General features: G+C 72.7%; 12 protein-coding genes and 1 pseudogene. 4 read left to right on the top strand and 9 right to left on the bottom strand.

Going from position 1 to position 14,414, the window contains the following annotated elements; genetic code table 11:
* The first annotated feature begins 22 nt into the window (after positions 1-22).
* Positions 23-292, top strand: a complete 270-nt coding sequence (locus K7854_RS27835; protein ID WP_308112573.1) for a TetR/AcrR family transcriptional regulator C-terminal domain-containing protein — start codon at positions 23-25, stop codon at positions 290-292.
* 79 nt (positions 293-371) lie between these two features.
* Here K7854_RS27835 and K7854_RS27830 read toward each other — a convergent pair whose 3' ends face one another.
* From K7854_RS27830 to K7854_RS27800, 7 genes and pseudogenes are all read right to left on the bottom strand, one after another.
* Positions 372-1,466, bottom strand: coding sequence for a peptidase C39 family protein (locus tag K7854_RS27830; RefSeq protein WP_226029296.1), 1,095 nt, complete (start codon positions 1,464-1,466; stop codon positions 372-374).
* Positions 1,467-1,535: 69 nt separating this feature from the next.
* Positions 1,536-3,638, bottom strand: a complete 2,103-nt coding sequence (locus tag K7854_RS27825) for an iron ABC transporter permease (protein ID WP_226029335.1) — start codon at positions 3,636-3,638, stop codon at positions 1,536-1,538.
* 14 nt (positions 3,639-3,652) lie between these two features.
* Positions 3,653-4,720, bottom strand: coding sequence for an iron-siderophore ABC transporter substrate-binding protein (locus tag K7854_RS27820; protein WP_226029295.1), 1,068 nt, complete (start codon positions 4,718-4,720; stop codon positions 3,653-3,655).
* Positions 4,721-4,783: 63 nt separating this feature from the next.
* Positions 4,784-5,647, bottom strand: a complete 864-nt coding sequence (locus tag K7854_RS27815) for an ABC transporter ATP-binding protein (protein WP_226029294.1) — start codon at positions 5,645-5,647, stop codon at positions 4,784-4,786.
* Positions 5,648-5,812: 165 nt separating this feature from the next.
* Positions 5,813-6,651, bottom strand: a pseudogene (locus tag K7854_RS27810) (helix-turn-helix domain-containing protein).
* Positions 6,652-6,852: 201 nt separating this feature from the next.
* Positions 6,853-8,553 (bottom strand): subtype B tannase, encoded by a 1,701-nt coding sequence (locus K7854_RS27805; protein WP_226029293.1) that lies wholly within the window; start codon positions 8,551-8,553, stop codon positions 6,853-6,855.
* Between the two features lie 314 nt (positions 8,554-8,867).
* Positions 8,868-9,512, bottom strand: coding sequence for a TetR/AcrR family transcriptional regulator C-terminal domain-containing protein (locus K7854_RS27800; protein ID WP_226029292.1), 645 nt, complete (start codon positions 9,510-9,512; stop codon positions 8,868-8,870).
* A gap of 242 nt (positions 9,513-9,754) precedes the next feature.
* On the opposite strand from K7854_RS27800, the gene K7854_RS27795 reads away from it, so the two are divergent.
* Both K7854_RS27795 and K7854_RS27790 read left to right on the top strand, forming a co-directional pair.
* Positions 9,755-11,323, top strand: coding sequence for an MFS transporter (locus K7854_RS27795; protein ID WP_226029291.1), 1,569 nt, complete (start codon positions 9,755-9,757; stop codon positions 11,321-11,323).
* Between the two features lie 203 nt (positions 11,324-11,526).
* Positions 11,527-12,120 carry a DUF3291 domain-containing protein gene (locus tag K7854_RS27790; protein WP_226029290.1) on the top strand — a complete coding sequence of 198 codons (594 nt, stop codon included), beginning with the start codon at positions 11,527-11,529 and terminating at the stop codon, positions 12,118-12,120.
* Positions 12,121-12,180: 60 nt separating this feature from the next.
* On the opposite strand, the gene K7854_RS27785 is transcribed toward K7854_RS27790, so the two are convergent.
* Positions 12,181-12,756: a TetR/AcrR family transcriptional regulator gene (locus K7854_RS27785; protein WP_372481079.1), complete on the bottom strand. Its 576-nt coding sequence runs from the start codon at positions 12,754-12,756 to the stop codon at positions 12,181-12,183.
* 61 nt (positions 12,757-12,817) lie between these two features.
* Between K7854_RS27785 and K7854_RS27780 the strand changes: the two genes are divergently transcribed.
* Positions 12,818-13,807 (top strand): SDR family NAD(P)-dependent oxidoreductase, encoded by a 990-nt coding sequence (locus tag K7854_RS27780; protein WP_226029289.1) that lies wholly within the window; start codon positions 12,818-12,820, stop codon positions 13,805-13,807.
* Here K7854_RS27780 and K7854_RS27775 read toward each other — a convergent pair.
* Positions 13,804-14,235, bottom strand: coding sequence for a VOC family protein (locus K7854_RS27775; protein WP_226029288.1), 432 nt, complete (start codon positions 14,233-14,235; stop codon positions 13,804-13,806). The two genes, K7854_RS27780 and K7854_RS27775, sit on opposite strands and share 4 nt — an antisense overlap.
* Between the last annotated feature and the right edge of the window lie 179 nt (positions 14,236-14,414).

Genomic DNA, 14,414 nt, shown 5'->3' with positions numbered 1-14,414 from the left:
GGGCCAGGAAGAGGGTGTAGCCGTGCCGGGAGTCGAGGGCATCGAAGTCCAGCCGGGTGGAGAGGGCGTCGCCGACGCCGCCGGGCCGACCGGGGACGGCGAATGGAGCCTGCGGACGGCGCGTCTCGCCCGCGCGCCGCGCGCGGCCCTGCTCGCCCATTGCGACGGCGCACGCGTCTACGCCGGCACGCACGCGACCGGTCCCCACACCCTGGGCCTCACCGACAGCCTCGTCGGTGTACTGCGCGCGGCGGGCTTCCGTGACGACGAGGCGGTGGCGGCAGGGGCGTAGCCGCACCTCGCCGCCACCCTGCCGGTGCTCACCACCTGAGCGTGGACGGAGCGGTGCGGCCGGCTGCGGCAGTTCGGCGTCAGTGGGGCACGGCGTCCCGGGCCGGCTGCCCGCCCATGGTCACGGCGCCTCGGAAGCGGTCCGGCGAGAGCGTGGCCATCGTGTCGAGCGACGCGTCGGGCACGGGCAGCAGGTGGGCGTCGACCCAGGTGTCACCCGTCGCCCCGTTGGCCCACGGGTCCTCGATCACGACGGCGCCGGGCACGGTGCCGTGGCAGAGCACCCAGTGCGGGACGTCGAACCCCTGCATCCCGGCGAGCGACACCAGCAGCAGCACGTTCTCCCGTCGGCCGATCGCGCTCCTGATCGCGGTGATGGAGAGGTGGCGCGGGTCGACCGGGACACCGACCTGTCCGGCCTGCGTGCGTGACGCGCGTTGGAGCAGGGCACGCCACTCCCGCTCGTCCTCGGAGTAGTGGTCGAGCAGGACGGGCCGGTCCACGTCGAGGTGGACCGTGACGGGGGACGAGGGCCAGGCACGGCGCGCGGCGACGCCCAGTCCGACGGGCTCGCACGCGGGGAAGTTGGTGGCGTCGCGCCACAGCGTCAGCTCGGCCTGGCGGTCGAGCGCCTGCCGCGGCAGCGTCCCGGCGTGCGCCGCCGCCATCAGGGCGGTGACGGCACCGCAGGTGAAGTGCGTGCTCTGCCCGTAGTACGGGGGTTCGGCCACCCGGTCGCCGTGCAACCAGCGCACGTACCCGGCGGCGGGCCCGGCCTCCTCCCCCACCGGCGTGAGCGGCGGGGTGAGCGGGGCGAAGCCGAGGGCGGCGGCGGCTTCGGGACTCGCCGTCCAGCCCTCCCACTTGACCTGGGCCAGCCCCAGGCTGCGGGCGTGGGCGACCACGGCCGCGACGGCCGCGGGCACGTCGCCGACGGCGTCGACGATCTTCAGATAGGCCGTGTGCGGGCGTGCCGACACGAGCGCGGCAGCGGTCCAGTGCCCGGCGTCGCCACCCGGCACGGCCACGATCCGGGGGGCGTGGGCGGAGCGGTCGACCGCCTGCCAGCGCTCCGGCACCCCGCGGCCGACGAGCCGCTTCAGCGGGGCCGGTGCCGCATCGGGGGTGAACGGGACGACGATGCCCTGCGCGGGCGATTCCTCCTGGCGCGCCATGCGGGTACTCCTCAGCGGTGCGGTCGAGCGTTTCTCTGGTGGTCGGTGCGGACGGGCGGCGGCCCGCCGTCATGCGCGGGAGCGCCGGAGCACCCAGACGAAGTAGGGGGCGCCGACCAGCGCGATCATGAGGCCGGCCGGAATCTGAGCGGGCGCGACGAGGGTGCGGCCCAGGGCGTCGGCCACGCAGACCAGCACCGCGCCGAGCAGCATCGCCACCGGGACGGCGCGGCCGTGCCGGGCGCCCACCAGTGACCGCGCAAGGTGCGGGGCGACGAGTCCCACGAAGCCGACGACACCGACGGCGACCACGCTGAGCGCCGCGAGCACCGCGGCGATCCCGAGCGCGAGGAACCGGGTGCGGGCGACCTTGACGCCGACGATGCGCGGGGTGTCCTCGTCGACGGCGAGCAGGTCCAGCCGGTCGCGCAGGGCGAGCAGCACGGGCAGCGCGAGTACCAGGGCCACCGCGACCGGTACGACGTCGGGCAGGGTGCGGCCGTAGGTCGTGCCGGACAGCCAGGTGAAGATGCGGGGCGTGTTGTACGGGTCGGCGCGCAGCAGGAGGAAGGTGGTGACGGAGCTGAGTCCGTATCCGCAGCCGATGCCGATCAGGACGAATCGGTCCGGCAGGAAGCCGCCGCGCCAGGACAGCAGAGTGATCACCGCGAACGTGGCGAGCCCCGCCGCGACGGCCACCGCGACCAGGACCGGGCGTCCGCCCGGCATGCCCGCCGTGACCACCCCCGCCGCACCGAGGCCGGCGCCCGCCGTGATGCCGAGGACGCCGGGCTCCGCGAGCGGGTTGCGCACCGCGCCCTGCACCACGCATCCCGCCAGGCCGAGCGCCGCACCGGCGAGCACCGCCGCGGTCACCCGCGGGACCCGGTCGTCGAGCGCCTGGCCGATCAGGTCGGGCGCCGTGCCCTGTACCCACAGCACGACGTCGCCCGTTCGCAGCCAGAGGCTGCCCGCCAGCACGGCCGTGACAGCGGCCACGGCGAGGAGGGCCGCCGCGCCGAGCACCACGAGGAGGAACGCACCGCGCGACCGTACGGCGACCCGCGCGTGCGGTGGCCGCCGGGCCTGACCCGTGTCACGCAGACGCAGCGCGAGGACCACGATCACCACGGAGCCGAGCAGGGCGGTCGGCACACCGGTCGGAATGGAGGCGGCCCCGTCCGCGCCCTGCACCGCGCGCAGGACCGTGTCCGCGAGCAGGATGAGCAGCGCGCCGAGCAGCCCGGCCGCCGGGACCGAGCAGAGGTGCCGGCGCAACGCCCGGACCCGCCCCGCGAGCAGGCGGACCAGGACCGGGGCGCCCAGGCCGACGAACGAGATCGGACCGGCCAGCGTCACCGCCGCGCTGGTCAGCAGTACCGCGCACAACACCGCGGTGACGCGGGTGGTCCGGATCGGTACGCCGAGACCGGCCGCGGTGTCGTCCCCGAGGTGCATCACGTCCAGCCGCCGGGACAGGGCCAGGGCGAGGCACAGCACCACGGCGAGGACGGGCCAGGCGCGGACCGAGGCGTCGATGTTCAACTGCGCGAGCGAGCCGCTCCCCCAGGCGAAGAGGCCGGTCGTGTTCTGGTCGAACAGGATGAGGAGCGCCCCGGTCGCCGCGTCCAGGGCCATCGCCGTCGCCGATCCGGCCAGGATCAGCCGGGTGCCCGTGGTGCCCGCGGCCCGGCCCGCCAGCAGCAGTACGAGCGCCGCGGCGACCAGGCCGCCGGCGAAGGCGACGGCGCCCGAGGCCCACAGGGGCACGGCGAGTCCGAAGGCCGCGACGAGGGTCAGGGTGAAGTAGGCCCCGGCCGTGACAGCGAGGGTGTCGGGCGAGGCGAGTGCGTTGCGCGTGACGGACTGGAGCAGCGCACCGGCCGCGCCGAGGGCGAACCCGACCGCCACCCCGGCGAGCAGCCGCGGCAGCCGCGACCCGATGAGGATCTCACCGACCGGGGCCCCGTCGCCGTGCTCCCGTTCCCCGGCGAGGTAGCGCGCCAGGTCGTCGACGCCGACTTCCGAAGTCCCCTGCGTCAGATGCCACATGCCGACGATCGCGATGGCGGCGAGGAGGCCGGCGAGGACGGCGGTGCCACCGGGCCCGCCGCCGCACTCGACGTGCGGCGGTGCGCTCGTGCCGGGTGCCGGTGTCCGGGACGTGTTCAGCTCTCGGGACGTGCTCACTTCTTGTCGAGCACGTCGACGTACGCGTCGATCGCCTGCTCGCAGGAGCGCGGTCCGCCCGCGCCCCACACCCGTGCCGGGAACGAGTGCGCACGGCCCTCCCGCACCGCGGGCAGGGTCTTCCAGATCGGGTTCTTCTGCAACGCCTCGACGTAGCCGCCGGCCCCCTCATCGTTGGCGTAGAAGAGGTTGGCGTCGCCCACCGCGGTGAGTCCTTCGACGTCGGTCTGGGCGAGACCGTAGGAGGGGTCGACGCCCCCGTCCCCGTGGTCCTTGTTGACGGCGTCGGTCCACGCGGGGTTCATGCCGAGTTCCTTGCCTATCTCGGTGAACAGGGCGCCGTCGCTGTAGGGGCGGACGGTGAGGTTGCCGCCCTGCAGCCACCCGTCGAAGAACAGGAAGTCCTTCGTGGGGAGATCGGCGTCGACGACCCGCTGCTTCGCGCTCGCGAGGTGCTCGTCGAACTCCTTGAGCACCTGGTCGGCCCGCTCGGTGCGGCCCGTCGCCTTGCCGATCATGCTGAACACCTCCCGCATGTTCCCGATCGGGTCGTCCGGGTCCGCGCCCCGCGTGGCCATCACGGGAACGCCCCGCTTCTCCAGCTTCGCGACGGTCTCGTCGTCGGCGTCGAACGCCTCCACGACGACGAGGTCCGGCTTGGCCGCGTACAGGGTGTCGAGGTCGGGCTCCTCACGGGTGCCGATGTCGGTCACCCCGCTGGGCAGCTTCTCGGCGCTGACCCAGGTGCTGTACCCCTTCGCGTCGGAGACCGCGGTAGGCGTGACGCACAGGGTGAGCGCGTCCTCGACCTGCTGCCATTCCAGGACCGCGATCCGCTGGGCGGGCTTGTCGAGCTTCACCTGCCGGCCCACGCCGTCCTTGAAGGAGACCGGACCGGTCGAGGTGGCCGTGGTGTCCGAGGCGCAGTCCTTCGACGCGGGCGACGACGCATCGGCACTGCTGCCGGCCTCGGCCTTGTCGACGTCGGTCGTGCCGCAGGCCGTTGCGGCGAGGAGGACGAGCCCCGTGGAGGCTGACGCCGCCAGACGACGGACACGGTTCATGAAGCTTCCTCTTTCTTGTGGTGTGACGGGGCGGATGCGGGGGTGCGCCGGGGCGGATCGCCTTCAGGCGGGATGCCGGCCGATGGGGTCGATACGGAGACGGCCGGTACGGGGGTCCGCGCCGACCTCGACCCGGATGTCGTACACCTCGCGGATGTTCTCGGCGGTGAGGACGTCGGCGGGCGCACCCGTCGCGTGCACGCGGCCGGAGCGCATCAGTACCAGCGTGTCCGCGACCCGGGAGGCCTGGTCGAGGTCGTGCAGCACGAGGCCGACCGCGATGCCGTGCTCCTCGGCGAGGTCGCGCACCAGGTCGAGCGTTTCGATCTGGTAGCGCAGGTCCAGGTGGTTGGTCGGTTCGTCGAGCAGTACGACGCCGGTGTCCTGGGCCAGGCAGGCGGCGAGCCAGACGCGCTGCAGTTCGCCGCCGGAGAGTTCCCCGACGAGACGGCCGGCCATGTCCCGTACGCCGGTGATGCCCATGGCGTGGTCCACGGCGGCGCGGTCCTGCGCGGTCGGTCCCGCGAAGCCCCGGCGGTAGGGGTGGCGGCCGAACGCCACGACCTCCGCGACCGTCAGCCCTTGGGGCGCAGGCCGCGACTGGGAGAACAGGGTGACCTCGCGGGCGAACCGGCGGGCGCTGAGCAGAGCCGCGTCGCGTTCGGGCCGGCCGTCGCGAGCGCCGAGCGTCACCCGGCCGCCGTCCACCCGGTGCAGTCGGGACAGGGCGCGCAGGAGCGTGGACTTCCCGCTGCCGTTCGGCCCCACCAGGGCGGTCACGTGTCCGGCCGTGAGCTCGATCGAGACGCCGTGGACGACCGGTTTCCCGTCGTACCGCAGCACCAGGTCGTACCCGTTGAGGGCGGCGGGCGGTGCGGCGGGGTCGGCGGCCGGGCGTCCCGCTTGCGGCTGAGGGCGTGTGAGCATCGTTGAGTCCGGGTGTTCGCAGGGGCGACGAGTGCGGCACCCTCCGTCCGCCGTCATCGGGCGGGCAGCGCACTCCCCCGTGCATGGGCAGCACCGTGCACGGAGGGGAACAACTAAGGGTTACCTAACTCCGAGCAGGCTATATTCCGCTCGTCGTGTCCACAATCAGGAGTTCCCGACACCCGATACGGGATTCCGGACACCGCCCCGGCCCTCCTGGGCCACGTCGAAGAAGGCGCCGGGCGTCGTGCCCATGACCGTCGGAAGGCGGCGATGAAGGAGCTGGGCTGTGCGTAGCCGAGCGTCTCGGAGGCCGTCGCCACGTCGAAGCCCTCGGAGAGGAGCGTCAGCGCCCGATGCACCCGGAGCATCTGTCGCCACTGCGCGAAGGAGAGACCCGTGGCCTGCCGGAACGCCCGGGTGATCGTGCGGTCGCTGACGCCCAGTCGCAGGGCCCACTCCTCCAGCGACCGGGAGTCGGCGGGGTCGTCCAGCAGGGCTTCGGCGATCGCGTCGATCCGGGCGTCGTTGGGCAGCTGCAGCGCGAACTGGCGCTCGGCGGGACGCAGTACGTCGAACACGACCGCCTCGGCCCGGGCGCGGGCCGCCGCGTCGAGATCCGTACGGGACAGATGGGTCAACAGGGATTCGAGCAGCGGTGTCATCGCGATGGCCTTCGGCTCCCCGAACGCGAACGGCGTGCGGTCGGGGGCGAAGAAGGCGTCGTGGAAGAGGGCCCCCGCCGTCGCCCGGCCCCCGTGCACCACTCCGGCGGGCATCCACAGCCCGTGCCCCTTGGACACGGTGAAGACCTGGTTCGCCACGCGTGAGGTCAGGGTCCCACCACGTACCCAGACGAGTTCGTGCAAGGGGTGCGCGTGCGGCGTCCACTCGGTCGGGACGCGGGGAATCCTGAACCCGGCGGTGATGACGAACGGGGCCGCCGCCTGTTCCGGCGGCGCCACGCTCCGGCGCACCACGGTGCCGGTCTCCCGCCGCCACATCCCGGGGCTCGCCTCACCACGGGACGATCCGACCATGCCGGCGAGTCTATCCGGAGCGCCGCCGTGGTCCTCGGGCGAACGCATGGTGTGGTGGGCATCGCCGCCCACCACACCGGCAAGCCCGGTCACCTGGCCGCGGCGACCGGTCCGTCCAGCCGCTCCCCGGGCGTGCCGTCCTGCTGCGCGGTCCCGGGTGCCGTCCTACCCCCGGTGCCCGGGGGCAAGCGGGTCGCCGGCCTTGCGGACGACCTCGGCGATCCAGGCCATGGCCTCGGGCACGTCGTAGTTGCCGGCGTGCGGCTGGTTCCAGGCGAGCTGGTAGTTCAGGTCCTCGACCTGCTTGTCGGCGGCGAGCGCCCGGTCGAGGTTGACCGAGACGTTGAACGCGGTGTCCCGGTCGCGGGTGCCGTGGCGGACGTACCAGTTCGGCGCGGTGTCGGCGGCGGTGCCGACGAAGTCCATCGGGTTGATCAGGTGGACCTGGTCGTCGACGACGGTGCTCCGCTTCGCGGTGTACTGCTTCCAGGTCAGCCCGGTGTCGTCGAGGCCGCTGCCGTCGCCCGCGACGTCGTTGTGGTTCCAGCTGTACTCGGTGTAGTTGGAGTACTTCTGGGACGGCGGGCCGAAGAGGTCGGTCTCGGTACGGCTGGTGGTGTTCCCGTCGACACCCACGGCGTCGAAGGCGGGGGTGGTCTTGAGGGTGGCCTGGGTGGCGACGAAGGCGAGGTACTTCGCCATGTCGACGGAGCGCACCTCGCCGGTGGCGGGGTCGACGTCGATCCAGTCGTTGACGTACGACTTCGTGACCGGCGGACCCCCGGGGCCGCCGGAGGTGATCTCGAAGGCGCCGCCCAGCGGGGGGATCGTGTGCGCGGGGTCGGCCTTCAGGTAGGTCTCGGCGGAGCGGACGACCTCCTGCTCGATGGTGTCGAGCATGGTGGCGGCGGTGAGCCGGGTGCCGTCGGGGTTGCGCAGCCCGAGGCTCCTCTCGTATCCCGCGAAGCGCTCCGCGATCGCCGCGGCGTCGGCGGGCGAGGGGTTGGAGCCGGTGGCGTCGCGCGTGCCGAGGACGTTGTAGAGCCACTCGTAGGCGATGTCCGCGTTGCCGAGGTCGGTGATGGGGCAGTACGCGTTGACGGCGAAGACGTCGTCGCGCAGGGTGCTGCGGCCCTTGGCGTCGATGCCGGCGGCGCCGATCGCGGCGAGGTAGGGGTCGTACTCGGCGCTGTTGCCGGACGCGCCCAGGATCGAGGCCAGCGCCCCGCCGCCGCTGGTGCCGTTGACGACGATCCGCTCGGCGCTGCCGGGCATCGCGGCGTCGTTGAGGCGCAGGTAGCGCACGGCTGCCTTCGCGTCGACCACGGCCGCGGGGGCCTTGCCGGGGGACGATCCGTCGGCGCCGGCCAGCCCGCGGCTGCGGTTGGCGACGTCGACGAAGACGTAGCCGGCCTTCAGGGCGGCGCCGACGTTGCTGGTCGAGCTGTCGTAGGAGGCGCCGGCGGTCACGCTCGCCCTGAGGTGACTGGCCATCCAGCCGCCGTTGTTCACCGCGAAGTAGACGGGCGTGCGCCGGTCGCCGAAGGCGCTCTCGGGGACGAAGACGTTCATGCTCTGGTAGCCGCAGGCGGGGTCGGGGATCGTGGTGGTGCCGCCGCCGGGCCCGCCGGGCTGCTGGGCCGCCGCCGCGACCGGGTTCGCGACGTAGCAGATCTCCTTGTACCAGCGCACGTGCACCGGGCTGCCGTCCACCGTGACGGTGATCGTCGTGTAGGCGGCGGGGTCGAAGCGCAGCGCGGTGTCCTCCGGGTCGACCGGGTGGCCGCGGCCGGCGGAGGGCGAGGCCGGCGCGCCGAAGGCCGGCACCGCCGGCGTCGCGAGCACCAGGGAACCGGCGAGCGCCACGCTTGTCAGGAGGCGGCCGCGGGCCGAGGGCCGCCCCGCGCCCCTGCCTGCCGGGTGAGTGAAGGCGTCAGGTCCGTCGGACGCAGCGAGCCTCTGCATGGGTCTCCCCTCATCGAGCACCGAGTGCTTCGCCCGGGTCCCGGGACCTGGGCGTGAGGCACGCTACAAGATTGTTGACAATGTGCCCAGCAATCTCGCAGACATTTTTCCCGGGCGCTCAGCAAGCCGCGTACCTGGCGCTCAACGGTCACGCATCCGCCGTCGGAAGCATCAACGCCCGCACCACGGTGGGCCGGTCGCGGCGCCGCGCGGCTTCAGCCCTCGGGAGCCGCGACGGTCGCGCAGGAGTGCAGCATCTGCCCGATCCCGTACCGGAAGCGCTCGTCGTAGTCGACGGACGTGAAGTCCACGAGGGCGGCGCCGAGGCCCGGGAAGCGCCGGGGGTCCGCATGGGCGCGCAGTCGGTCACGGGCGTCCGCGGGCTCGGCCTGCTCCTCCTGGACGAGACCGATGGTGAAGTAGAAGAGGTTCCACGCCGTCCAGGCGGCCGTCCTGGCCGTGGGGCAGCCCCGCAGAAGGGCGCCGATCAGCCGGTCCGTGTAGGCGAGGGTGCGCGGTTCGGCCGGGAACGTGCCCGCGACCAGCCGGCCGCCGTCCCGGTGCCCGAGCATGACCCGGCGCAGGCGGGCGAGGAGTTCGGCCGCCTGCTCATCCCACGGCTCGGGCAGGCCGTCCAGGTCGACCTCGCCGAGGACGGCTTCGGCCATGGCGTCCAGGAGTCGGTCCTTGGTGCGGATGTGCCACATGACGGTGTTCATGCTGACGCCGAGTTCGCCGGCGATCGCCCTGGTGGAGAGCTTGTCGATGCCACCCCTGTCGAGCACCTCGAACGCCGTGCCGACCACCTGGCCGAACGTGATCCCGACCCTCGCGCGGCCACCAACTTGTTTCTTGTTCACTGATCGAGTATATCTGAGAACAGCTTCTTGGTCAGTGATAGAGGAGGGTTTGTGACAGAGCACGTTGCCGTCACCGGTGCCGGACCGACGGGGTTGTGGCCGGACTGCGAACCGCGGGTGGCCGGGGTGCCCACGGCCGTACCGGAACATGATCCGGCGGCCGATCGGCCGGCCGAACACACCCGCCAAGCCTGGGCCGGCGTCAGCACCGCCCCGGCCGGCTCCGGGCAGGGGACGCTCCGGTGACCGACAGCTCCACGACCACGCACCCGCGCCGGACGGCCGTCCGGCCCGCCCTGGCGCTGGCCGCCCTCACACTGACGGTTTCCGCGGTACTCCTGGGCAGCACCATCCTCAACGTGGCACTCCCCACGATGCGGAACACCCTGGGGGCGAGCAACACCGAGCAGCAGTGGATCCTGAACTCCTACACCCTCACCTTCGCGGGCTTCCTCCTGGTGGCAGGCGCCGCGGCCGACCGGTTCGGCCTGAAGCGGCTCCTGGTCTGGGGGACGGCGGCCTTCACCGTGACGACGTCGCTGGCCGGATTCCTCGGTTCACCGCTGTGGGTCGTCGTCCTGCGCGCGCTCATGGGCGTGGCGGCCGCCACCATCATGCCCACCACCCTCGCCGTGATCCTGCGGCTCTTCCCGGCCGGGAAACGCGCCCGCGCCATCGCCACCTGGGCGGCCGCGTCGGGCCTGTCCATCTCGCTCGGCCCGCTGCTGGGCGGAGCCCTGCTGAGTGCGGGCCTGTGGTGGGGCTCCGTGCTCGAACTCGTCGCCCTGGTCGCGCTGGCCGGGCTCTCGGCGACGCTGGTCTGGGTACCCGGCATCCCGGCGAGCGGCGGCGGTGGCGGGCTGCGCGTCCTGCCCGTCGTCGCCTCGCTGGCGGGCATCGGACTGCTCGTGTTCGGCGTGGTCCACGCGACGGACGACGGCTGGGCCTACCCCGGCACGTGGCTGCCCGTGCTGGCCGGTGCCGTGGTGCTGGCCGGACTCACCTACGCCGAGTCCCGGCATCGCGACGCGCTCCTGGACGTACGCCTGTTCAAGAACGCCTCGTTCACCGTCGCCGCGGTGGCGCTGACGCTGGGCTCGTTCGTCGTCTTCGGATACCTGTACTTCACCACGTTCTACCTGCAGATCCTGCGCGGATACTCGCCGTTCCGCACCGGACTGCTGCTCATCCCCCTGTCGGCCGGACTGGTGGCCGGTGCGCCCCTGTCCCGGGTGGCGGCGGAACGGTTCGGGGCCAGGAAGACCATTGCCGCCGGTACCGCCCTGATGACCGTGGCGTTCGCCGGGGTGAGCGCGCTGGGTCTGGGCACCTGGCCCGGCTGGTTCGCCGTGGACGCCTTCGCACTGCAACTGGGCTTCGCGCTCGTCCTCGCGCCCGGCACGACCCTGGCCTCCGCCGCGGTGCCCGCGGAACGGGCGGGCGCGGGTTCGGCACTGCTGAACACGCTGCGCCAACTGGGCAGCGCGCTCGGCGTCGCGGTCCTCGGCTCCCTGCTCTGGGCCCGCTACTCGGCCCTGATCCAGGAACGGCTCAGCGGTGCGCCGGAGGCCCTGCGCCGCACGGCGTCGGAGTCCCTGGCCTCCGCACTGGACACGGGCGACCCCGCGGCTGCGCACGCCGCCGGGCCGGCGTTTCTCGATGCCATGCACACCACGGGACTCGCCGCGGCGGGGGTGAGCGCGCTCGCCCTGCTCGTGACGGTCTGCACGCGCACGTCCAGTCGCAGGACGGTCGCCGCCGGCGGGCGCACGCCGGATCCTCTGCCCGCACCTGCCGACCGCGGTGCGTGACAGCTCTGATCCGGGGCCGCATATTCCCCATGGAGGAGGCCACTTGGACGGAGAAAGCGCAACTTCGACATGGCTCGCGAAGGTGGCTACCTTCACCTGGTCCTCGGCGATCGCGAGCGGTCGCCCAGCGGTCCTCGGGGCCGCACCGGTGCCGGGATCCCGGACCGGGTCCCCACCAGGCACCCCCGACCAGGGAGAGACACATGCCCCATCTTGCTCTGTACACATTCGGCGTCCTCAAAGCGCCGCTCGCCGATCCGGCACCGCTCACCCACGAGTTCTACGCCCTCGGCGAGGCCGTCTACCGGAGGATCGGCCGACACCCCGGATACCTGGCGCGCGCCGAACCGGCAGACGCCGACCGGGGCGCGCTCTTCGAGGCCGACTGGGGCGCCTGGGGAGAGTTCGCCGTACCCACTTGGTACGGCAAGGGCCGCACCCCGGAAACCGCCGCCCTGGCGACGACCCTCTCGCTCTGGACCGACCTGCGGTCGGCCTTCGACGCCGTCTACACCGGTCTGCACCGTGAGGCACTGAACAGGCGCTACGACTGGTTCGAGCGGGCGGGACACCCCACTCACGTGTTCTGGTGGGTCCACGAGGGCACGACACCCACCTGGCGGGAAGGGGTCTCCCGGCTGGAGCACCTCCACGGTCACGGCTCCGCGCCGCACGCCTTCACCTTCCGCCACTCGTTCGCCCCGGACGGAACTCCGGCCGCGTCCGGGGGCGTCGGACCGCGCAGCGGCGACCAGGTCCGCCCCGGTCGCAGGGCGAATCCGAGGACGAGGGCGTGACGCACGGGGTTCGGCCGGGCCTCGGCGTGATCACCGCCGTCGGCCCCGAGAAGCCCGGACTCAGGGCGCCAGCAGGCCGATGGCGATCGCCAGCCGCTCGAGATACATGTCCCGTGACCGGACCTGGTGTTTGAGGCCGATCGATGTGCTGATCAGGGTCTGTGCGACGGGGCGGGCCGCCTCTCGTCCCGTCTCGGCGGCGATCGCCTCCGTGATCAGTTGCTCGAAGCGTCGCGGCGCGGTCGAGACGATGTCCCCGAGGATGTCGGGGTTGTCCTCGACGACCGTCGTGACGTCCTGGCCGAGCGGGCCGCCGATGTAGCGGCCCGCCCACTGGTCGAACGCTGCGACGAGGCGCTCCGGCAGGGGGCGGTCGCGGTCGGCCAGGGCCTGTTCGACGGCGGTGAGGTCGCGGTCCAGGGCCTGGGTGACCGCGGCACGGAACAGGGTCTGCTTCGAGGCGAAGAGGAAGTAGAGGCCCGGCCGGGAGATGTGCGCCGCCCGCGCCACCTCCTCCATCGATGTCTTCCGGTAGCCGAATCGCGCGAAGGTGGCCATGGCGGACTCCAGGACCACGGTCCGACGCTCGACGTCAGGACCTGTCGAGGGCGGAGGGCCGGCGTCGGGACTGCTCATGGGGCGAGCATACGAGACCGACCGCACTATACAAATCCTGTCCAGTTCGTATAGTGGCGACATGGACCCTCGTCAGCTCATCTCCACGCCCTTCACCTCCTCCAGTACGGCGGACGAGGTGCTGGAGGGCATCGACCTCACCGGTGTCCGCGCGATCGTCACGGGAGCTTCCTCCGGGCTCGGCGCCGAGACGGCTCGGGCGCTGACCGCCGCCGGGGCGGACGTCACGCTCGCCGTCCGGAACACGAGCGCGGGCGACACCGTCGCCGGGGCGATCGCGGAGTCGACCGGTCGGGCCCGGCCGCGTGTCGGCCGGCTCGACCTCGCCGACCGGCGTTCCGTCGGCCGGTTCGTCGACGCGTGGGGCGGCCCGCTGCACCTGCTCGTCAACAACGCAGGCCTGGTCACGGGCGGCCTGGAACGGACGCCCGAGGGCTGGGAGCTGCAGTTCGCGACGAACCATCTCGGTCACTTCGCCCTGGCCACCGGACTGCACCGCGCCCTGGCCCGGGGCGCGGGCGACCGCGACGGAGCACGGATCGTCTCGGTCGGCTCGACGGCCCACATGCGGTCCGGCATCGACTTCGACGATCTCCACTTCGAGCGCCGCGCCTACCACCCGCAGATCGCCTACGCGCAGTCGAAGACCGCCAACTCCCTCTTCTCCGTGGCGGCGACCCGCCGGTGGGCGTGCGACGGAATCGTCGCCAACACGGTGAACCCCGGCGGTGTCGCGACGGGGCTGCAGCGCAACTTCACGCCGGAACAGAAGGCGTCGCTCGACGCGGCGGAGGCCGCCGGGGTCTTCACCTACAAGACGGTCGAGCAGGGGGCGGCGACCACCGTGGTCGCCGCCGTCTCGCCCGAGTTCGCGCACTCCGGGGGCCACTACCTCGACGACGGGCAGGAGGCCTACACGGTGCCGGACGACGCCGACCTCGCGCAGCACCCGCACGGTGTCAAGGAATGGGCGCTCGACCCCGCCACCGCCGAGCGTCTGTGGACCGTCTCCAGCGGTTTGCTCGCCTCCGGCGGCTCCGTCGCGCCCTAGGGTCGGGCGTAGGGCCGGGTCATGACCTCCATGTTGTGACCGTCCGGGTCGTCGAAGTAGGCGCCGCGGCCGCCGAACAGACGGTTGATCCGGCCGGGGTCGGTGTGGCCGGGGTCGGCGTAGTAGGTGACGTCGAGCGTCTCCAGACGGGAGATGACGGCGTCGAACCGCTCGTCCGGGACGAGGAAGGCGTAGTGCTGCGACTGGATCGGCTCCTCCCTCATCTCGTAGAAGTCGAGCGTCACGCCGTTGCCGAGGTCGACGGGCAGGAACGGCCCGAACGGCGCACCCACCCGCAGGCCCAGGACCGCGGCGAGGAACTCGGCGGACAGGTGCCGGTCACTGGCGTACACGGCGGTGTGGTTCAACTGCACGCCGGTCGCCGGAAGTTCGGACGCGGACGGCGGGTACTGCTGATCAGTGGACATCGGTGAGGTGTCTCCGGTCTCGGGAGTCGCTGGAACGAGGCGCCCCTTGTGGGCGCGGGAACTCGGACGCGGAGAAAGGGGGCGGGGCTCTCGCCCGCCTCGCGCTCACGCCGAGGCCGGGAACCTCACTCGTGCGTGGCCCATGGCCGACCCGGCAGTCACCCGGCCGACCTTAGTGA

The sequence above is a fragment of the Streptomyces hyderabadensis genome (assembly GCF_020404845.1).
Lineage (GTDB): Bacteria > Actinomycetota > Actinomycetes > Streptomycetales > Streptomycetaceae > Streptomyces > Streptomyces hyderabadensis.
This window is presented reverse-complemented; position numbering and strand designations above follow the sequence as displayed.

What these genes read in the sequence shown, in the direction of transcription:
- K7854_RS27785 (WP_372481079.1), bottom strand. Translation starts at nt 12,756, where the DNA reads ATGAGCAGTCCCGACGCCGGCCCTCCGCCCTCGACAGGTCCTGACGTC.
- K7854_RS27775 (WP_226029288.1), bottom strand. Translation starts at nt 14,235, where the DNA reads ATGTCCACTGATCAGCAGTACCCGCCGTCCGCGTCCGAACTTCCGGCG.
- K7854_RS27830 (WP_226029296.1), bottom strand. Translation starts at nt 1,466, where the DNA reads ATGGCGCGCCAGGAGGAATCGCCCGCGCAGGGCATCGTCGTCCCGTTC.
- K7854_RS27815 (WP_226029294.1), bottom strand. Translation starts at nt 5,647, where the DNA reads ATGCTCACACGCCCTCAGCCGCAAGCGGGACGCCCGGCCGCCGACCCC.
- K7854_RS27780 (WP_226029289.1), top strand. Translation starts at nt 12,818, where the DNA reads ATGGACCCTCGTCAGCTCATCTCCACGCCCTTCACCTCCTCCAGTACG.
- K7854_RS27820 (WP_226029295.1), bottom strand. Translation starts at nt 4,720, where the DNA reads ATGAACCGTGTCCGTCGTCTGGCGGCGTCAGCCTCCACGGGGCTCGTC.
- K7854_RS27790 (WP_226029290.1), top strand. Translation starts at nt 11,527, where the DNA reads ATGCCCCATCTTGCTCTGTACACATTCGGCGTCCTCAAAGCGCCGCTC.